The 21,272-nt window shown below is 37.4% G+C and carries 20 protein-coding genes; 8 read left to right on the top strand and 12 right to left on the bottom strand.

Features of this window, described 5'->3' with window-relative positions; all coding sequences use genetic code 11:
• Positions 1-27 precede the first annotated feature (27 nt).
• The 3 genes from H624_RS0107615 to H624_RS0107605 all read left to right on the top strand — a co-directional run bounded on the left by H624_RS0107615 (position 28) and on the right by H624_RS0107605 (position 2,436).
• The gene (locus H624_RS0107615) at positions 28-474 is read left to right on the top strand and encodes a DUF1801 domain-containing protein (protein WP_026867051.1); all 447 of its coding nucleotides are present in this window, start codon (positions 28-30) and stop codon (positions 472-474) included.
• 187 nt (positions 475-661) lie between these two features.
• Complete coding sequence (locus H624_RS0107610) at positions 662-1,066, top strand: general stress protein (RefSeq protein ID WP_026867050.1); 405 nt, start codon at positions 662-664, stop codon at positions 1,064-1,066.
• Positions 1,067-1,149: 83 nt separating this feature from the next.
• Positions 1,150-2,436, top strand: coding sequence for a D-serine ammonia-lyase (locus tag H624_RS0107605; RefSeq protein ID WP_026867049.1), 1,287 nt, complete (start codon positions 1,150-1,152; stop codon positions 2,434-2,436).
• A 215-nt stretch (positions 2,437-2,651) separates the two neighbouring features.
• Here the strand turns inward: H624_RS0107605 and H624_RS0107600 are convergent, their stop codons facing one another.
• The 8 genes from H624_RS0107600 to H624_RS11870 form a co-directional block, all read right to left on the bottom strand.
• A complete protein-coding gene (locus tag H624_RS0107600) occupies positions 2,652-3,896 on the bottom strand; it encodes an MBL fold metallo-hydrolase (RefSeq protein ID WP_026867048.1) in 1,245 nt (414 codons plus the stop codon).
• A 17-nt stretch (positions 3,897-3,913) separates the two neighbouring features.
• Positions 3,914-5,269 carry an ABC transporter substrate-binding protein gene (locus H624_RS0107595; RefSeq protein WP_026867047.1) on the bottom strand — a complete coding sequence of 452 codons (1,356 nt, stop codon included), beginning with the start codon at positions 5,267-5,269 and terminating at the stop codon, positions 3,914-3,916.
• Positions 5,270-5,275: 6 nt separating this feature from the next.
• The gene (locus H624_RS0107590; RefSeq protein WP_026867046.1) at positions 5,276-6,097 is read right to left on the bottom strand and encodes a carbohydrate ABC transporter permease; all 822 of its coding nucleotides are present in this window, start codon (positions 6,095-6,097) and stop codon (positions 5,276-5,278) included.
• A 12-nt stretch (positions 6,098-6,109) separates the two neighbouring features.
• Complete coding sequence (locus H624_RS0107585) at positions 6,110-7,003, bottom strand: carbohydrate ABC transporter permease (protein WP_026867045.1); 894 nt, start codon at positions 7,001-7,003, stop codon at positions 6,110-6,112.
• Positions 6,993-8,048: an ABC transporter ATP-binding protein gene (locus H624_RS11875; protein ID WP_035856455.1), complete on the bottom strand. Its 1,056-nt coding sequence runs from the start codon at positions 8,046-8,048 to the stop codon at positions 6,993-6,995. The genes H624_RS0107585 and H624_RS11875 overlap by 11 nt, the downstream gene beginning before the upstream one ends.
• Positions 8,049-8,350: 302 nt before the next feature.
• Positions 8,351-9,142 carry a VLRF1 family aeRF1-type release factor gene (locus H624_RS0107575; RefSeq protein ID WP_026867044.1) on the bottom strand — a complete coding sequence of 264 codons (792 nt, stop codon included), beginning with the start codon at positions 9,140-9,142 and terminating at the stop codon, positions 8,351-8,353.
• Between the two features lie 96 nt (positions 9,143-9,238).
• Positions 9,239-10,420, bottom strand: coding sequence for an MFS transporter (locus H624_RS0107570; protein WP_035856450.1), 1,182 nt, complete (start codon positions 10,418-10,420; stop codon positions 9,239-9,241).
• Positions 10,421-10,509: 89 nt separating this feature from the next.
• A complete protein-coding gene (locus H624_RS11870) occupies positions 10,510-11,922 on the bottom strand; it encodes an FAD/NAD(P)-binding protein (RefSeq protein WP_051220533.1) in 1,413 nt (470 codons plus the stop codon).
• A 92-nt stretch (positions 11,923-12,014) separates the two neighbouring features.
• Between H624_RS11870 and H624_RS12245 the strand changes: the two genes are divergently transcribed.
• From H624_RS12245 to H624_RS0107550, 3 genes are read left to right on the top strand one after another with little or no spacing between them, the layout of a single operon-like run.
• Positions 12,015-12,542, top strand: a complete 528-nt coding sequence (locus H624_RS12245; protein WP_051220532.1) for a pyridoxamine 5'-phosphate oxidase family protein — start codon at positions 12,015-12,017, stop codon at positions 12,540-12,542.
• Positions 12,543-12,552: 10 nt separating this feature from the next.
• Positions 12,553-13,068 (top strand): GNAT family N-acetyltransferase, encoded by a 516-nt coding sequence (locus H624_RS0107555; RefSeq protein ID WP_026867042.1) that lies wholly within the window; start codon positions 12,553-12,555, stop codon positions 13,066-13,068.
• Positions 13,069-13,089: 21 nt separating this feature from the next.
• Positions 13,090-14,286 carry a CynX/NimT family MFS transporter gene (locus H624_RS0107550; RefSeq protein WP_035856440.1) on the top strand — a complete coding sequence of 399 codons (1,197 nt, stop codon included), beginning with the start codon at positions 13,090-13,092 and terminating at the stop codon, positions 14,284-14,286.
• Positions 14,287-14,334: 48 nt separating this feature from the next.
• Here H624_RS0107550 and H624_RS0107545 read toward each other — a convergent pair whose 3' ends face one another.
• The 4 genes from H624_RS0107545 to H624_RS11855 all read right to left on the bottom strand — a co-directional run bounded on the left by H624_RS0107545 (position 14,335) and on the right by H624_RS11855 (position 19,645).
• Positions 14,335-15,513, bottom strand: a complete 1,179-nt coding sequence (locus tag H624_RS0107545; protein ID WP_051220535.1) for an Nramp family divalent metal transporter — start codon at positions 15,511-15,513, stop codon at positions 14,335-14,337.
• Between the two features lie 63 nt (positions 15,514-15,576).
• Positions 15,577-16,518 carry an agmatinase family protein gene (locus H624_RS0107540; RefSeq protein ID WP_026867039.1) on the bottom strand — a complete coding sequence of 314 codons (942 nt, stop codon included), beginning with the start codon at positions 16,516-16,518 and terminating at the stop codon, positions 15,577-15,579.
• Between the two features lie 361 nt (positions 16,519-16,879).
• Positions 16,880-19,042, bottom strand: a complete 2,163-nt coding sequence (locus H624_RS11860; RefSeq protein ID WP_051220531.1) for a DEAD/DEAH box helicase — start codon at positions 19,040-19,042, stop codon at positions 16,880-16,882.
• 105 nt (positions 19,043-19,147) lie between these two features.
• Positions 19,148-19,645 carry a response regulator transcription factor gene (locus H624_RS11855; protein ID WP_245570580.1) on the bottom strand — a complete coding sequence of 166 codons (498 nt, stop codon included), beginning with the start codon at positions 19,643-19,645 and terminating at the stop codon, positions 19,148-19,150.
• 193 nt (positions 19,646-19,838) lie between these two features.
• Between H624_RS11855 and H624_RS11850 the strand changes: the two genes are divergently transcribed.
• Positions 19,839-20,462, top strand: a complete 624-nt coding sequence (locus tag H624_RS11850) for a DUF2848 family protein (protein ID WP_051220529.1) — start codon at positions 19,839-19,841, stop codon at positions 20,460-20,462.
• 5 nt (positions 20,463-20,467) lie between these two features.
• Positions 20,468-21,265, top strand: coding sequence for a carbon-nitrogen family hydrolase (locus H624_RS0107520; protein WP_026867038.1), 798 nt, complete (start codon positions 20,468-20,470; stop codon positions 21,263-21,265).
• Positions 21,266-21,272: the final 7 nt, after the last annotated feature.

Here is a 21,272-nt window from a genome sequence, read left to right as displayed (position 1 = left end):
TAAAATTGGATAAAAGGAGGTTAAAGTATGACTTTTGATGAGTATGTAGCATCCATAGATGATAAATGGAAAGATGCATTTCTAAAGACATGGGAAACATTTGAAACACACTTACCACCAGGTTTTGAAGTTAATATTTCTCATGGCATGCCTGGCTTTGACGTGCCATTATCTACCTTCCCTGAAGGCTACCATGTTGACAACTCCCCCTTACCATTCATCGGTATAGCAGCTCAAAAAAGACACCTTGCTGTTTACCATATGGGGATGTACAGAGAGCCTGAAGTCCTTGATTGGTTTACTGAAGAATATCCAAAACACATGACAACAAAGTTAAATATGGGTAAAAGTTGTCTACGATTCTCTAACCCTAAAAAAATTCCTTATGAACTACTAGCAGAATTAGCAGAGAAATTTACTGTTGAGGAGTGGATAGAACTCTATAAGTCAAGACCCACAGGACCAGATGCATAAATTAAAACACCTCTATGCCAGAGTATGAACTCGAAGCCTATATTCAAGCAAATAAAAATTACTTTGAAGATCAGCTGTATAAAACTTTCAAACAAGAATATATCAGATAATTAAACGATTAATATTGTTTTAACTCATCTCTCCAGGGTAGATATCTAGTAAATGTTAATCCTCAGGAGGGATGAAAATGTCTAGAGTTGAAACTTTCGTCAACGAGAAAGATTTATTGAATCGAATTCACGAATTGAAAAATGAGTTGAACGTCGACAGAAGAAAATTAACAGTGTATTCAAATGATTCTTTTGAAAGCTTGGAATTAAATGAGGATGTGCAATCGAAGACGATTGATGGTAATGCTAGTGATAAATTAATCACTTATTTCTCTGCAGGTGAGCCTGAAGACAGACGTATCGAAAACATGAAATTAAACCACGAACAAGAAGAAGCTTACAGATTTGCTTTAGAACATCACCAATCCGTGTTGTTTATCGATAGTCCAGATTTTGAAGGTGCGCATAAGACTGAGTTAAAAGATATGGACTATGATGCTGGTACAGTTGTTATCGATATGAACAAGCTTGATGACAAATAGTAAGAAAGGTTCCCCAGCAAGGAACCTTTTTTATTTTGCCTAAATTTAATACACTAAATGAAAAGGGTTAAGGAGTTGATTTTGTGATTGCAGATAAATCTAAAAAAGAATGGATACGCGAATATCCTAAAATACAAGATTTGATCGATTATAAGGAGACCATCTGGTTAAATGACAATATTAAATCAATGGATACTGTGACAGATGATTTAGCACTTACAGAAGATGATATTCTAGATGCTGAGGCTCGTTTAAAACGTTTTGCACCCTATATTGCACACGTATTTCCAGAAACTACAGACCAAGCTGGCATTATTGACTCTACTTTAACAGAACTCACTCATATGCCTAAAGCCTTAGAGTCTTTGTTTAATCAAAAAGTTGATGGTCCACTATATTTAAAACAGGACAATCTCCTTCCTATTTCAGGTTCTGTAAAAGCGCGTGGTGGTATTTATGAAGTTTTATGGTTTGCTGAAAAAATCGCTTTGAATGCGGGATTAATCAGCACTGAAGATAATTATATAAAATTTGATAGTGATGACTTTAAAACATTATTTTCACACCACGAGCTAGTTTGTGGTTCGACTGGAAATCTTGGTTTAAGTATCGGAATAATAGGTGCTAAATTAGGATTTAAAGTAACAATCCACATGTCACTAGACGCACGTCAATGGAAGAAGGATCTTCTTAGAGAAAAAGGCGTAAACGTGGTTGAACATGAAGATGACTATTCCAAAGCAGTCTTACAAGGCAGACAGGATAGTTTAAATGATCCAAATAGCTATTTCATTGATGACGAAAACTCAAAGACCCTATTTTTAGGTTACGCTGTTGCAGCCATTCGTCTAAAAGCTCAACTTCAAGATCAAAATATTAAAGTCGATAAAAACCAGCCCTTGAATGTCTACCTCCCATGTGGTGTTGGTGGCGGCCCAGGCGGCATAGCATTTGGCTTAAAAACTGTTTTCAGAGATTCTGTAAATTGTTACTTTGTCGAACCCACACACTCACCTTGCATGTTACTCGGTATGATGACAGATTATCATGATCGATTATCAATCCAAGACTTCGGTTTGGATAATTTAACTGCTGCTGACGGCCTTGCAGTTGGACGACCATCAGGCTTTGTCGGTGACTTGTTAAAAAACCTTATTTCAGGAATCAGCACTGTGAGTGATACACATCTATTTGAAATGTTAACTGCAATCTACGATACTGAATCCATAAAACTAGAACCATCTGCATTAGCGGGTATCTACGGCGCGATTCAAATGGATAAGAGCGGCACACATATTGCCTGGAGTACAGGTGGAGATATGGTTCCCGATGATGTTTGGCAGGATTATTATGAAATGAGTAAGAATTAAGCGGGTTGTTTAATGTTGGATGGGCACAAGGATTTCTCATCACTGTTCTAGGTGGGTTGGATGGGCACGAAGATTTCTCATCACTGCTCTAGTTGAGTTGGACGGGGATGAGTATTCCATGTCACCACCCGAATATCCTTAACCTAGAATGCAAATACCAGCTCACCCCACAAAAAGGAACGGCAAAAATATGCCGCCTTCTTCCCTTCAGCTCATTATTCAGCTGCTTCATCGCTCAAAATTTCCTCTAATTTATATGCTTTAGCCGCTTTTGGTAAAAAGGTCCTGACACCATTTTCGTTCAAAGCTGCTGCTTGTGCCTGAGGTTCAAAAGTATGCCAAGGCACCGTCACATCGGGATCGATATCCTTTACAATATCGATAATGTCTTTTCTAGATGCATGACCTGAGACACTATAATCTACAAAATCAAAACCGACTTCTTCTAAGGTTTTCATCAATACTTCGTATCGTGGATCATAGTCACCCAGTGGTTCTCCGTTCATATGAACATAGACACCTGCTTCTAGTTCACTAATTTTATCGATATCATCAAAATGAGTCTGCACGACTTGATGATTGTAATCACTTAATTTTTTCCATGTACAAACTGCTTCTGTTGTATAGTGTCTTAATAAATCAGAAAATCGTTTATCCCAATATATTGGACGACCTATTCTATGTCCTAAACGATTCAATTCTACCAATCGTTCGACGTTTCTCGGATAGGGATTAATCACTATCGTTCGATTTTCATCGAGTAAGAGTTGTGTAAAGTCATCTATTAAATCTTTCTCACTTCTATAATCTTTATCATCCTCATCCGGAAAACTAAACGACGTACCTTCTATCATGAGTAGATCTACAGATTTAACATGACTAGTTAAATCCTTAATATTTCCCGGGTGATATCCATGTTTTCTAACATCACCACTGTGCAGAATTTTTTTACCATCTACTTCGATTAAGATACTGGATGTACCTACAATATCATGGTCATTAGGGACAAAAGTCACTGTGTAATGTCCGATTTTCACAGGTCTGTTATAGCCAACAGCATGTAGCTCTGCTTTTACTTCTACTTCGAGATCACTCGATAGTAAAGCATCGTATAAGGCTTTCGTTTCTTCTGACATATATACTGCCGTATTTTCTGGCAAGTATTTTAAGCCTGCATTATGGTCTAGATGAAGATGACTGATAAACACTGCTTGGTTTTCATATGGACGATTGGACACACCTGCTAAATCAGATTTAAAACCCTCAGTGTTAAATAGATGTGGAATTGCCGGTAACTTACCCGCTTCAATTAATGCTTCTGTCACAGATAAGTTACCTCCGTCTTCATACATTTCATTCGGCATGCCAAAATCCATAATTAGACGATCCTTACCATTGTCTAATGAAAATATATTGGAGCCTATGGACTGTAGTCCATTCCAAAATATAATACGTTCCATTTTTACGCTCCTAATACCTAATTGTTTTCTTCAATAATTGTCGTCACTTCTTCTTGTAATCCTTGCATTGTTTCTGTTACATCAGCACCATCAATTAGAATTGCATCTTGTGCTTCTAACATCGCATTACGGTACTCACCTGAACCTGCAAACATTGGTGATGCAATCGCATATTCTGTTTCCGCTGCTGCAGCTTCTGCATTCGGGTTTTCTTCTAAATAAGTCTGATATGACTCATGTTCAATTCCAGCTTCTGTAACTGGCACATACCCCGACGCAATTGCCCATTCTGCAGTGTTTTCAGGCTGTAGTAAGAAGTTCATAAATGCCGCTGCACCTTGTTGTTCTTCTTCAGATGCTGAGGCAAAGACTGTAAGATCGTTACCTGCTAATAATGTCAGTGGTTCTCCTTCGTTGTACACTGGTAATTCAGCAGTTGACCAGTTAATACCACTTTCCTCCGCACCAGGTTCAACATGTGATAATCCTGCAGATGAACCAAGGTAAACTGCGATGTCACCACGGCTAAATGGACCTGACATATATCCATCTTCCCCAGCAGTTCTTGCCCATCCTGCGTCAATTCCATCTACTATATACTGCATCGGTTCTGTCGCATTTTCTTCACCGATATCGACTGTTGAAAGGTCATCTGAAATCCAGTCAGCCCCATTTTGTCTCGCCATTGTTTCAAGTTCCATTTCAACACCTGCTTCAAGACCTAAAGCAAAACGCTCATCTCCAGCTTCTTGCATCTCTTCACCTAATGCTTGTACATCTTCAAATGTTGTTGGTAATTCTGCGTCATACTCTTCTAAAATATCTTCATTTACATACATGATTCTTACTGATTTAGAAAAAGGTAAAGCCATCGTTTGATCTTCATATGAAACACCTTCTAAAAATCCTGGAATAATGCTGTCATAAGTCTCTTGATCAAAATTTTCTCCTGACAATAAGTCATCTAATGGGATGATTAAATCATTTGATGACCAGTCAGGAATATTCGAAGCAGTCGCCTGTGAAATTGTCGGTAAATCATCAGATACCCCTGAAGCCATAATACTTTGGTTTAGAGTTTCATAGTCACCTTGATTTTGTTCAACCACTTCATACTCATCTTGTGATTCATTAAATTTGTTTGTTAGTTCCGTGATCGCTTCTTGGTGTGGACCATTCATTGCATGCCAAAAAGTAATTTGTGTCGTGTCACCTGAAGTTTCTTCTGCCGATTCTTCAGAAGTTTCACTACTTTCTGTTGATGTTTCATCTCCTGAAGCTTCTTCTGTCGTACCCTCTTCTCCTCCACCACAAGCTGCAAGTACAAAAATCATCATTGTTAACATTAATCCCATCAATAATTTCTTGTTCATGGTAAATTATCCTTTCGTTCCGGTATTTGCAATACCTTTAATAATATATTTTTGGAAAATCATGTAGAACACTATCATTGGTACAATCACAAATGTCGATGCTGCCATAAGTAGTTCAAAACGCGTACCAGCCTCTGTCGTGAAGGCTTGAAGTCCAACAGGTAAAGTTCTCATCTCAGTGTCATTCGTTACAAGTAACGGCCATAAGAAAGCATTCCATGAGCCAATTACTTTTAAAACAACCATCGTAATAATAGACGAACGACTTAAGGGCACAAGCACTTGCCATAGAAATCTAAAGTCCGAACAGCCATCTATCTTCGCTGCGTAATAGAGGTTATCTGATATCGACTCAAACCTCTGTTTAACGATAAACACTGATAGCACACTGGCTAACCACGGCACAATCAGTGCCATGTATGTATTTATCCAGTCTAAGTTGGCTAAGGTTACAAAGTTCGGAATGATCAATAATTCTCCAGGTACCATCATCGTCGCAAGCAGTAAGGCAAATAGTACATCTTTTCCGTAAAAATTTAATCGCGCAAAGGCAAAGGCTGCAAGAATTGCCGTTAAGACCTCTCCTAAAGTACTCAGTGCTGTAACAATCACACTATTGACGAGGTACCGTACAAAAGGTGCGACTTGAAAAGCTTCAACGTAATTACTAAACACCATCGATACTGGCCACCAGATGGGTGGCATTGCAGTTGCTTCTCCAGCTGTTTTTAACGATGTTGCAATCATCCAGTAAAAAGGAATTATCATTGTTAATGCACCGATGCCAAGTAATACATAGATGATTATTTTCTTTGAAACACTCGCCATGAAATTCCTCCTCTATCTGTAATGTACAAATCGCTTGTTCATCCAAAGTTGGATGAGTGTAATAACGAAAATAATTAGAAACAATACAATTCCTGATGCTGATGCAACACCGTAGTCAAATTCTGTATAGAATTTTTTGTATAAGTAATACACAACGGTAATTGTTGAGTTCGACGGTCCAGGTTGACCATTAAATAAGGCATATATTTCATCGAACACCTTAAAATTATTAATTATTGAAAGAATTGAAACTAAAAATATTGTTGGTCCAAGTAACGGCACAGTCACATTGGTAAATCTTTGCCATGCATTCGCTCCGTCAATTCTCGCAGCATCATAATAGGTTTTACTGATGTTGTTTAAGCCAACTAAGAACAACAAAATATTAAATCCTAAACTCTTCCATATCGCCATAATAATTGCCGCAGGCATAGCCCAATCCGGGTTTGTTAACCAGTTGATACTGTCAATTCCAAATATGCCCAACAAGTAGTTAATTAATCCGTAATTTGAATGGTAGAGCCATCGCCAAACGATGGAAATAGCTACTGTGCTCGTGACAAATGGGAGAAAGTAAATAGATTGAAATAATGGTTTTAAGAAATTGACATTATTTAACAATATTGATATCGCTAAGGAAATCACAATAGAAAGTGGTGTGACAAAGAGTACATAAACAAAAGTGTTCATCAAGGATTCAGCAAATTCTTGATCACTAAACAATGTTTCAAAACTCGTTAAACCATAACCGCTTGTCTCACCTGTAAAGATGTTGTAGTCGTTGTAAAATGCCATCGCAAAAGATTTTATTATCGGGTAAATGTTAAAGACACCAATGATGATAAACAAAGGTAATATGTACCAGAATGCTTGAAAAGTCGTTTTCCAAGTTTTTCTATTCTGCATCTTTAATCACCACTCGATTTCCATATCCATCAAAGAAATGCATAGCATCAAAGTTCGTTGTGAAAGAAACTTTATCACCTTCAGTGAAGTTGATATCAACATCTGTAATGTCGACAATTTGTTCATTATCTAGCTTCAATCGAACTGTACGTTCCTTACCTACGATTTCTATGCGGTCTACCACACCCGTTATAAGACCTGACTCACCATCAACTTGGGTAAATGATTCTGGTCGTATACCGATGAGCTTAACGTCTTTACTCTGTAATCTGTCTCGAAGACTTGAGTCAAAACCTGCTTTTAAATCATCAAAGTCAAAGGTACTAATCTCCGGACTTCCAAGAAACTGAGCGACAAAAATATTATCCGGTCGGTCATAGAGCGCTTGCGGTCCACTATGTTGTTGTATTAACCCTTCATTCAACACCATCACTTTGTCTGAAATACTTAAGGCTTCTTCTTGATCGTGAGTAACAAAAACCGTTGTCACACCCGTCTCCTTTTGAATTCTTCGTATTTCTTCACGCATACCCTTCCTCAATTTTGCATCGAGATTAGATAATGGTTCATCCATCAACAAAATTGACGGTTCCTTACTGAGGGCTCTCGCAATGGCGACGCGCTGTTGCTGTCCGCCTGACAATTGTCCAGGCTTCTTGTTCAAGTGCTCTGAAATTTGTACAAGTTCTGCTAGTTCTAAGGCTCTTTCCTTACGTTTCTTTTTGTTTACTCCAGCCATTTTTAAAGGAAACATAATATTATCGATAACGGATAGATGGGGGTATAAGGCATAATTTTGAAAGACCATACCCACTTTTCGTGCATTCGCATCTTTTTTCGTAACATCTGTATCACCGAAGAATATTTTTCCGTCCGTTGGCATGAGTAACCCTGATATAAGCATGAGAGTTGTGGACTTACCACACCCAGACGGACCTAGAATTGAAACCAAGGAATGATCTTGAATGTCAAAACTCATGTCGTCTAATATCGTCCTATCATTGCCATCATATTTCATTGATACATTTTCAAATCTTACTTTCATGTAAATCCTCCTTGATCCGTCTGTCTCTCTTACCAGGCGTCTTCAAGTTTAGCAATTCACCTTTAAATCCTTGTTAATTTATAGAAAAGTTATTGTTTCTTTTATCATTTTGAGCTAATCTAAAGTGCTACACTAATATAGATTTAGCTATAAGTAGTGAACAGAATGCCTCAAACATTAGCTTTCTCTGAATAAAGATTTACGATAAACAACCTTGAACCCCACACTTTGTGTTAAAAATTTGTAAAAATTCATAAAAAAAAGCACTTAACTAGGCTCACATAGTTAAGTGCTTTTAAATTTTAGACTAAGGTATCAAATACTTCTGCAACAATCTCATGATCTTGCTTAGATCCCAGATTTTTTGTAATTACACCAAGGACTTTTGTGCCATTTAAATGCGTTTCTACTTCTTGTACACTCTCTTGACTACCCACTAAGTAGACACCTTCAAGCTTACGCTTTTTGACATCCCTATCAATTTCTGCTGCGAGACTCTTATACCAGCGATGTTGGTTTTCTTCAAACCGTCGTTGGAACTCGTCTCTTCCACCGCCGCGTGTCTGTTGATGGACGACTTCATCATAATCCAACCAACTTTCACTTTCAACGTCCCATGAGAACTTTTTGGTATCTCTAATAATACCTAGTGATGTTTCGATAAAGGTCACATCAGCCTGTTGGACAGACACTATTGCCGTTTCTGGGAAGCGTTGTTCTAATTCTTCAATCTGCTGAGTTTCTGCAGTCTTACCCCAATGGAAAGATGTTGTTACTGGAACTTGTAAAACTCTTGCACGGTAGAGTTCACCATCTGACGAAGCAACGAGAATAAACCCTTTACGCATCTCTCTTTGATGCATGGTCACTTCCTTTTCTACCTTTTCTTGTAACTTCTTCAAAGCTTTTAACTCATCATCAGCGTTTCTGTCCTTCACTTCTTCTTTTAGGGTCTTAAAGCCATTTTTTAAATGAATTTTCCACTCACCATTATTACCGTTACCTGCGCTTGAGTCTGTATTCAAATGAATCGTAAGTATTCCTGTCTCGTCGCGTTTTTCTCTGATTTCTTCAATGATTTTGGCTAATGACATAGATGTATTCCTCCTCATATTAAAACAGATAATTCCAATACAGTACCCTGGTCACGTAAAAATAAACCAGGGTAGCATTTTTTATCTTTTTTAATTTTACTGAGAAATATATTTGTCCTTACGCCCATGTAAGAATAAGTATATCGGAATAATAGCTAAAACAAATATCGATAGAATAAAGTACAAGCCACTGTACCCAAAGGCTGCTACAATACTACCTAAAATAAATGGTCCAAAACCGAGACCGAAGTCTAAGGCAATAAAGTAAGTTGTATTGGCTAGACCCACACGTTCTGGTGGGGTCACCTTGATGGCGAGTGCTTGTGTGATGGACTGAGCATTCCCATATCCAAAACCAATAAATATTGCTGCCAGTAGGAATATTAATGTGTTTGATGCTGTTCCAATAATGAATAAACCGATGGCGAATGAGATTAGTGCTGGGTACATAATGATGTTGGCACCTTTACGGTCAAGTAGAGGTCCAGTAATCGGTCTAGATAAGAGGACCGTAATACCATATACCGTAAAGTATAAGCTACCAGCTTGAACTAAATTGATGCTATCTGCATAGGCTGTCACATAGGATAAAATCCCAGAACAAGCGAAAGCTAAGAAGAACATCACTATAGATATTGGTGCCGCTCGCTTCTCAAAGAAATCACCTAGACTTATGCCTTTACTCACAGGTTTCGACAACTTCATTTGCGGTGCACGAACTGTTAAACCAAGTCCGAGTGCAACGACTGCCATAATTGAAGAAAATACAAAAATACTAGTAAAGCCGTAAACATTGATAAGTGACACACCGATTAATGGACCCACTGCTGTTGCGAGAACGACCGACATACTAAAGTAGCCGATACCTTCACCATTTCGACTAGGTGGAATGACTTGGGCAATAATTGTACCTGTAGCTGTCATCGCAAAGCCCATAGCAATACCATGGAAAATACGTACACCAATCAATGGGTAAATACCCATCGGTATAAAGTAAGTTAACGCCGCTACTAAGACAAATATAGATGAAATGACAAGCATTCGCTTACTACCAACGCCAGCAATTGAACGCCCACCAAATAATCGACCGATCAGAGATCCAATAATAAACGAACTGGACACAAGTCCTGCTAATCCTATCGAAGCACCGTATTCATCAATTGCATACATTGTCATAGTTACCAACAATAGATATTGAGACATCATCAATGCAAAGTTAACGATCGAGGTATTGATGAAATCTTTGGTCCATAATTTTTCTTTAAATACTTCTGACAAAACAATTGCACTTCCTTAAAATTTAATTGACTCTACTATTCTCCGCCTAATTAATCTACTTGTCTACCACTTTGACCAAAACTTCCTTATTAATTACGTGTGAGAAAATGATTTACTAGATGGTAGGTCTCAGTTGCTAACATCGTCACCCCTTTATTTAAATAATCTGAACCGACAGTTAAGGCACCAATTGTATAAAAATTGTGCATCGTTCCATACCTCGGACTGATGACCCTATGGTATTTATCGATCAATAGTCCTCCAAATTCATCCGGTTCAACAAGCATCCTATTGTAGAGATTTTTAATCAGTAAGGTGTTATCTTTTCTAATATCAGACACCGGTCCTGTTGCATTGATGAGTACATCGAATGGTTCTTGGTTTTTATCTTCAAATCCAACTAAAAACTCATCATTAACTTCTACCGATTCCATATCATCTAAAAATTCGAGACGTCCTTTATCAATCCATTCAAGTATTTGTTTGGCACCCTGCGGTGGCATTGGCGAATGATTGCTTTGAATAAGTTCGTGATATTCTTCCATAAACCGAGTTTTGTCTTTTCTTGATAAATATTTATACAGTACTTTAAATGTATCTTCTAGACTAGAAATAAGATATTGTATCTTTCCGACTTCATCTGGATGTTCTAAATCAAACTTTAAATCAATCTCTGGCCGGTCAGTTTTTCTAGTTAATAATTCTTCTTGTATACCGTGCGCCCTAAGTTCTTTTCTAAATAAATCTACAATACGATCTAATGGGATTAGACCTTGATTTTTGTCGGACATCGCATGCTCAATAGAGAAGTATTCCCCACTGAGATCATAATAAGTGCCTCTAACAGAAGGTAATTCTCCACTTCTCGACAAAACAGTCACCTTAGAATGTCCATTTTTTAATAAATATCTAAAACAATCTATCGCAGACAAACCGCTTCCTATAATTCCAATTCGCCCTTTAACATTTTTCAAAACATCTTCAATTGGATACGGATTATATATGAAGTTCTTTTCACCTTTTAGCTCATAAGGATCACTATATGACATCTCACCATTTGTTAAGAAAATTGCATCATATTTCGAGACAGCACCATCTGTATAAACAGTATAAATATTTTCGTCATTCTCAAATGATATATCTTCAACAAAGCTTTCGACTGTATTTATATTTTGATGACGATGTACAAAATTCATCAGAGTAGAATGTATGTATTCTCCATATAAGCTTCTACTTGTGTAACTTTCAGCTTCATATTTATTACTTTCCAACCACTTAATATAGTCTCCTTGATCTGAAGTGAGTGACATCAGCTCCGCTGGGAGATTCACAATTAAGTTTTCATCATCATGCTGATAAGCATAACCACGTCCCATTGTCTTTTTACCATCATATAAATCAATTTCATAATTCTCGTTAAAACGTTCATCACTTACAAAAAATTTTACTAGAGACGTCCCAGCAACGCCTGTTCCAATAATAGCTATTCTTTTCTTAGCCACATCATCACTACCTTCTTAAGAAATGATTCTCTTTATCTAAAATATACCTATATATGATAAAATCCAACCATAATATAAATAGGAGTGTCACCATGAATATTAATGAAGTGCTTAGCCAATCACCAGTGATGTCTGGACCTTTCCCTAGTTTCGATGATCGTACTTTTAGTTCACCTTTATCTCATTTTCAAGAATGGTTTAAATGCGCTGTTGCAAAAGAAGTGCTGGAGCCAAGAAGTATGGTGCTGGCTACTTACGATCAAACTCACCTTGTAGATTCTAGAGTCCTGGTTATAAAAGCAATGGATGATGAAGGATTCTTTATTGAAAGTGGTAAGGGAAGAACAAAGGTCAAACAACTTGAAGAAAATAATCATGTAGCAATGAATTTTTACTGGCGAGAACAAGGTAGACAAATTCGCTTGCAAGGTAAAGCTGTAGAAGTAAGATCAGAAGATTTTAAACATGTCAGAGACTATCTCGATGCTAAGACACGAGACTTGGCAGTTTATAAAGTCATACCTGATAGAATGGAATTCTACCAAGCTCTCGAACAGGGCGGTTATGAGAGAATGCTGTATACTAAAGAGAATAATAAGTGGCTAACAAGCTGGCTATAGGAGTATTTATATGACAATACATATTAGAAAATGCAATTTAAATGATTTAGATCATCTTCTCGCGATTAGTTATCAAACATTCCATGAGACATTCATGGCACAAAATTCTGCAGAAAACATGAAGGCTTATTCTGATGAGGCATATACAAAGGAAAACTTTGCAGCTGAATTAAAAAATCCACATTCTCAATTTTTCTATATATTCTATGATGATGAATGCGCTGGTTTCTTGAAATTAAATATTTTAACAGCTCAGTCTGAACCGATGGGTGATGATGCACTCGAAGTCGAAAGAATATATATACTGAATAAATATCAGGGACTTGGGCTGGGTAAAGCATTGTTAAATTTAGCGCATGAAGAAGCTAAACGACTAGATAAGAAGTCGATTTGGTTAGGTGTTTGGGAATTTAACAATAAGGCAATTTCCTTTTATAAAAAGAAAGGTTTTAAAAAAGTGGGTTCACATTCATTTTTTATGGGTGATGATGAACAGACGGATTATATATTCCGAAAAGAATTATGATTGTAATGAGGTGGATAATCTTTGAACAATGAATTGGACCAAAATAATAACAAAAATTTATATATTTTCCTAATAATTGGGGTGATCTTGGTCGCAGCAAACTTGCGTGCACCACTGACATCTGCAGGTGCCTTAGTATCATTCATTAGGGATGACTTTGGCATCAGTAATGCTTTAGCAGGAAGCATTACAACCTTACCGCTTATTGCCTTCGCTTTACTATCTCCATTCGCACCAAAAATTGCGAGACGAATTGGCATGGAAACAACGATTGCACTATCTTTGGTCCTCCTGATTTTAGGAATGTTTATTCGTTCAGCAAGTGGTATTGGACTTCTGTTTACTGGTACATTAATGATTGGCTTAGCCATTGCGGTTGGTAATGTTTTAATGCCAGGTATCGTTAAGATGAATTTTCCGCATAAAATTGGCCTGATGACAGGCCTATATGCAATTGTAATGAATGTCTTTGGCGCCCTTGGATCTGGTTTGAGTATACCGATTGCGACCTCAGGAAATTTCAACTGGCGTAGTGCACTCTTAATCTGGGTGTCTTTATCAATCTTGGCACTGTTAGTTTGGCTCGTACAATTAAAAAATCGAAGCAAACCAAGGGGCAATATTAAAAACCAGCAGTTAGGGGGACTATTTAAGTCTCCACTCGCTTGGAAAATCACCATATTCATGGGTGCCCAGTCCTTAATTTTCTATACATTAATTACTTGGTTGCCAACGATTCTTACTGCCAATGGGTATGATATACATTTAGCCGGTTGGGGTGTATTCGCCTTCCAACTTGCCAGCATTCCTTTTACATTCATTATTCCTGTGGTTGCCGATAAGATGAAAGATCAAGTACTCATCGCTGCTCTGAGCGGGTTAATCATTCTAATCGGAATTGGAGGATTATTACTCGGTCACTCAGAACTATCGCTACTTTGGGTCATTTTACTCGGTGTCGGTAACGGTAGCGCATTTTCATTATCTATGATGTTCTACACACTAAGAACAAGAGATGGCTATCAAGCGGCTGAACTATCAGGTATGGCACAATCCTTGGGCTATTTATTAGCAGCCCTTGGACCCGTTTTAGTTGGTGGCTTACAAGATATTTCAGGATCTTGGTTCCTACCACTAAGTTTAATGCTCATTGTCTCACTCGTTATGGTACTTACCGGTATCGCTTCTGGTAAAAATAGAAATGTTACCGAGTCTTAAAAAAATGAAATACACGAACATCTCGTTATAAAGATGTTCGTGTATTTTTTATGCTAGAAATGAGATTACAGCATCAATTACACTGTAAATACCTAAAAACGATACAACAACGACAACTAGGAAGCCTATCACATTTAAAATAGGTCCATTCTTATATTGTCCCATCAATCCTTTTTTATTTATAATGACAAAAATTAGTATTGCAATTAACGGTAAGATGACACCATTTAAAGCCTGTGCTAATAGGATGACTTCTAACGGTTCAAAACCAATTGCAGATGTGACAACACCAATAAGTATTACTGTTCCAAACACGATTTTATACTTGGTGTTTTTCATGCCACCTTCCCACTTGAAGAAAGAACTGACTGTTGCGGCTGCCCCCATAGGAGAAGCCAGAGCAGATGAAAATCCTGCAGCAAACAAACCAACACTGATAAATATCGGTGCCCAAGTTTCACCTAACACTGGTACAAGTGGCCCTGCTAAGGCGATGACACTGTCAATTTCTTGACCAACAATTAATGCACCTGCAGAGATGAGGATAGCAGCAGATATAATCCCACCAATAGTAATAGAAATAATCGTATCCCAGCGTGCAAGCTTCAAGTCTTGCATACCGTTAAAACGTTCATGTACCGTCGTTGCATGAAGGAAGAAGTTGTAAGGCACAACTGTTGTTCCGATCAGAGCAATGACCATAATAATAGAGCCAGTAGGAATTGAAGGCATGAACATGCCTTGGAATACCTCTCCCCAATTGGGTTGAACCATGAACATCGTCGTAATAAAAGTACCACCCATGATGACCATCAGTCCTATAATAATTTTTTCAACTAGCTTATAACTACCCTGGATGCCAATCAGAAATATTATAATCCCAACAATCGGTGCGAGTATGTTAGTTGGAATGTTGAGCAAGTGACCTAAACCGAGTGATGTCCCTAGAAGATCACCACTCATGTACGCTGCACATCCGACTGCAACAGCAATCATAGAAATCCATACTGTTATAAACTTACCTATTTTATGATTGAACAAATCGTAAATCGCTTCACCTAATCCTCGACGCGTCACAAGTGCTAGTCTGATAATCATCTCTTGAAGGACGATCGTCGCAATAACAGAGAATACGACAGCCCATAAGAGACTATAACCGAAACCTGCACCCGCACGGGTCATGGCAGTCACAGTTCCAGGTCCAATAAATGAAGCAGTAATAATCATTCCTGGTCCGAGTGCCTTAACAATATCTAAAATCTTGCTAATAATCACCAACCCCTTTAAGGTTTATATCTTGCCTAAATACTTAACATGACCCGCTAAAACGTAAAGTACTGCATATGAGACAAAGTGAGCAGATTGTTGGTTTTGATCCATCATTGGATAGACTTCCACATAATCCATGCCGACTAAACCGAGTTTACCGAATTCATGAATTAAAGTGAGTAATTCGTAAGACGTTAAGCCATTACCATCAACTGGCCCACCAGGATTGTATGCGAAGTCCAGGACATCACTACAAATAGACAAGTAAACCACATCAACGTCTTTTGAAGCTTGCTCGTAAATCTCTTTAGCTAAAGTTCTTAGATCATTAGATTCTTTAATTTCATTAATGCCAATAGTTACAGCACCATTTTCCTTAGCATACTTCCCAGTCTCAGGCTTATTACGTGGCCCATGAATCCCCGTGTGAATAATCGATTCATTTCTCACACCTTCTGTTTCATATAACCTCATAAAAGGTGTGTTTCTTGCATATTTCTCACCTTCATAATCAGGCATGTTGTCATAATGTGCATCCAAGTGAATGATTCCAACAGTCTTCCCACTATCTGCCAGTGCTTTTAAAATTGGATACGTTACACCATGCTCACCACCAAAACCAACAAGAAACTTGCCCGTTTTCCATAGCTCAGCAGAAAAATCTTCAATGTTCTGATAAGATTGTTCATTATCATGCGCAACAAATGGCACATCACCCGCATCACCAAAAGTTAAATGTTCCTTCACATCAATATGATCTAACTCAGGTAAGTAACCACTATAACGCGCAGAAGACGAACGAATTTGTTTGGGACCGAGCTCCACACCAGTGTAGTCCCCCCACGTACTCTCTCCTTCGAATGGTGCACCATAAAAAATAACGTCTGTATCATATTCACCTTTTTGCACTAAATTCTCTGCCCCTAAAAAACATGGAATATTACCGTAAATATTATCTTTCACTTCAATAACCCCTTTATTTTTATAATAGTTAGATAATTCAATTTATATCATACTTCTATGTTTTTACAAGATAAATTTCTAGCTAATGGTGGAAGGTGGATTGTCTATTCGTTGCTGAATTATTCAGGACGAATAAACTTTTTAGCTTGTTTTTTCTATTGGAGTCTAGATTTTTGCCCTCTAATAGAATTTCTCGCCCGTTTTGTCTATTCGACATCCGATTTTTGCTCTTGAGTAGAAATCCTCTCCACATCACTACATTTATATGCGTAGTCGTTGTTCCATTAATCTGGCCATTTTACTAATACACAAAGCGCGATGATCAAACAAATTTGATTGTCGCGCTTCTTCATGTTTATACTTATCCTGCCTGTTTTTCTGCCAATCGTTTTTTCTCCATTTCCATGACTTGTTTGGTCATAGATGCTTCTGACTCTTCTTCTGATTTCAGCAATGCTTCAGCATTCATCTGTCTTTGTGCAATATCTGCAACTTCTGAGTCTCTGGCATACATATCAAATAACTTAGATTTTTCACCAAGTAATTCCAACATGCTAACGTCAATGCTATCTTCAGTCAACAGTCGATAAACGACAACACCCCGTGTTTGCCCCATTCTGTAAGCACGACCAATAGCCTGTTCTTCTGTAGAAGGCTTCCACTGTGGTTCACATAAAATAATAATATTGGCTGCTTGTATATTTAAACCTACCCCACCTGCGATAATCTGAGCGGTCATGACTGCACCAGCTTCTGCACTTGTAAATTCATCGATAATTTTTTGCCTCTCATCATTTGGAACATCACCGGTGATTGCAGGAAATTTTGCTTCTGTCACATGTTCTTGAACTGTCTCGATGACATCTCTAAAGAATGAGAAGACAAGAACCTTATGTCCATTTTCTTTTGCTGAATCACAAATATCAACGAGGGCATCAAGTTTAGGTGATGCTTCAGGTGTCCCACCTTTCCATGCTGCCCGTCTCATCGCCATCATCTGACCTTCAGACACTGCTTGATCGTATATCTCTTCTTCTTTTTCACCAAAGTTAGACCATTGTTCAATGATTTCAAGGTCTGGTAATTCTCCTAGTACATCTGCTCGATTTCTTCTTAGGTATACTGGGGAAATCTCTATTTTAAACTTCTGTGGATCTAAAAGATGAAGTTCTTTTGATATTTTATTAGCAATATCCGGCTGCAACACACCTAATAATTGTTTCATCTCAGCAAGTTTATTTTCTAAAGGTGTTCCGCTCATATAGAGAACATGGCTGGCGAGTTCTGATAAGGCATAGATACTTTTAGAACGTTTGGCCTCAGGATTCTTAACGAAGTGAGCCTCATCAACAACGAGCATATTCAACTCTTTAATGAGACTTTTATCGAAATTACGGGTATGTTCGAAGGTGGTAATCAAAATACCTTTCTTATCTAACCACTCTTGAAATACTTTTTCTCTACCATTGCCATGGTAAATAAAAGCATTGAGCTCAGTGAATTTTTCAGTCTCACGTTTCCAGTTGGCGACGACGCTAAGCGGGCAAACAACAATCGTATAAGGCTGATTATTCAAGTTTAGATGATTAATAACAGCTAGTGCTTGGACAGTTTTACCAAGGCCCATCTCATCACCGAGTAGAATCCGCTTATTATATAAAGCATACTTGACACCAAATTCCTGATAGTTCCTTAGTGTCAGATCTAGTCCATCAACATTTAGTTCCACATTATTGACTGCTTCAACTAATTCTGAAGGAATATCATCTGCCTGCTTTTGATTCGTATAGCCAGTAATATTTTCAATCGCTGTGTAATACTGAATACTATTGTCGATAAAATCTTGTTTTAACGTATCATCAGTCACTTCAAATTCCTTGATTGCAGAATAAGCTGATTTTATATCAGTAAATTTTTGTTCTACCCCTTTTTGATTTACCGCTTCAATTGCAGCATTAACTTCCTCCTTCTCCTGAGCATTTTGAAATAGTTTCATAAAGATATTTTTCTGTTTTTCTATCACAGAGAAGTCTTGTTTAAATTCTTGTTCAAATGCTTCAATCTGATTTTCTACTTTCTCAGCATCAACAACTAGTTTCCTTTTTAGGTAAATTGTACGAAGTAAGTCGAAATCTAATCGTTCAAGCTTATCTGGATCAATACGCCCTTTGGCACGAATATGCACCGACTGCTTTACCTTTTCAACCGCTTCTTTTAAAAGATATGCAGATTTCTCACCTACCCCTTTAATTTGGAGAAACTGCTCTGGGGTATAGTTTGAAATTACATATATATTCTTAAAGCCTGCATTTTCTAACTGACTAAGTGGCATCCCTTTTTCAAAATCTTTAATACTATCAATCGGCATCTTTTCTAATTGATGTTTGGCAGCACGTTCTTTTACATATTGCCAAAGCTCAATAATTTTTGGGTCATAGGCAGGCTCATTATAATTATGTAAATCTGTTTTTATATCTTCTAAGTCTTTTTGAATCTTTTTTATATCCTTCTTACTGCTAACCACAACTTCACCCTCTTTTATCAGATGTTTATACTATTACCCTAAAATTGATAAAAAATATATAAAAATAGAGATTCGAACCTTGTTATTCGAATCTCTACTGCTAAACTAATTAATTTTCTTAAATTTGTACCCCACGCCCCATACTGTTAGAATCCATTCTGGTTCAGCGGGATCACGCTCTATCTTTTCACGTAACTTTCTAACATGGACTGTCACTGTCGTATTGTCGCCTACAGCATCTAGTCCCCAAATTTTTTCAAACAATTCTTCCTTGGTAAACACCCGGTTAGGGTTTAGCGTTAAAAATAAAAGTAAATCAAATTCTTTAGCAGTTAGACTAACTGGGTGATTCCCGACCTCCACAGTTCGACCCTCAATATCGATGATCGTTTGGCCGAATACTATGAACTTCTTAGCATTATCACCCTTCATCCTGTCGTAACGTTCAATATGTGCCCTCACCCTAGCAACGAGCTCATTAGGGTTAAACGGTTTTACGATGTAATCAATCGCTCCATGACTAAAGCCTGTTAATTTTTCTAAGTCATCACCTTTAGCCGTTACCATAATAATCGGTACATCAGACACTTCATTAATCTGCAATGAGAGATATTTTGTATTAATTATGTAATTCTTAAATATTTCTTAAGTATAATTTTATAATTTCTACTTATCTTTATTTATATTTCTATAATTTTTACATATATAAGTATCAGAAATTTCTGCATGTAAGCCTTTACAAAATATTTTACTTTTATATAATGTATACATAATACATTAAAGGGGATGTTTTTAAATGGTTAAACTTTTTGCAATTGGTTATGCAGGCAGAGACAAAGATAAAACGTGGGAACATATTGAAGAATTAAAAGAGATTGGCGTTCCAGAGCCAGCGAGTGTGCCGGAACTCTATGCATTAAGCCCTTCTCTTATCGATCAATCAGATGAAATATCAGTGGTTGGTAACAAAACAAGTGGCGAAGCTGAAATAGTTTTAATCTTTGATGAAGATGGTGACGTAAAAGTTACAGTAGGTAGTGATCATACAGATCGTGACTTAGAAACCGTATCAATTCAGAAATCCAAACAAATATGCGATAAGCCTCTAGCTAACGAAACAATTGATTTAAATGATATTAAAGATGAATGGGACGACATTAAATTATTTTGTGATGTCCTAGTTGACGGTGAATGGAAAAAATACCAGGAAGGTACATTCGCTTCTATAATTCCATTAGATGAAATCTTAGAATTTCTAGATCAACATGACGTTCCTAAAAAAGATTCTATTGTTTACTCAGGTACTGTTCCTTTACTAAATGGTTTTATATATGGTGATGGTTATCGTTGCAGTATTCACTCAGAAAAATTAAACAAAACAATTAGCGTTGAGTATAAATTAGAGAAATTAAAGGAGTAACTGATATGAAAATCAAAGTTTTTCAATTTGCAGTCAAAGACGGTAATGTTCAAGAGAATCTCGATAAAGTAGCTTCACTATTCCACTCTAAAGACTTATCAAATACCGATGTCGTTGTACTACCAGAAATGTGGACATCAGGCTATGATTTACCAAACATTCATGATTATGCCGATAATAATTTGGAGCCGACTTTTAGTATTCTATCTGAACTTGCAAAGCAATATGAGGTGAACATTGTTGCAGGATCTGTACCAAATATTAAAAATGGCAATGGTGTTTATAACACTGCCTTCGTCGTAAATACACAAGGTGAACTGGTTCACGAATATTCCAAAATGCATCTAGTGCCAATGCTTAATGAGCCAGAATATCTGAAGGCAGGTAATGAATCTGTTGAGACATTTAAATTAAACGGCGAGAATGCAGGTCTAGCAATTTGCTATGATCTCCGCTTCCCTGAATTGTTCCGTGACCTTACCATGTCTGGAGCTAAAGTCATATTTGTGGTTGCGGAATGGCCAATAGAAAGAACTGATCACTGGCTTACACTGCTAAAAGCAAGAGCCATTGAGAGTCAGTGTTACTTAGTGGGTTCAAATATTATAGGAACTCAAAGTAATCAAACAACTTTTGCTGGTCATTCAATTATCATCAATCCCTTTGGGGAGGTACTTAACGAAGCTTCTAGTGATACAGAAAATGTCATTTCCGCAGAACTTGATTTAAATTACATCGATAAAATCCGCAAGGACATTCCGATTTTTGATAGTCGTCGTAAGGACCTTTACAAAAATCTATAGCCACAAT

It is taken from the genome of Jeotgalicoccus marinus DSM 19772, from assembly GCF_000425825.1.
GTDB classification, from domain to species: Bacteria; Bacillota; Bacilli; order Staphylococcales; family Salinicoccaceae; genus Jeotgalicoccus; species Jeotgalicoccus marinus.
This window is presented reverse-complemented; position numbering and strand designations above follow the sequence as displayed.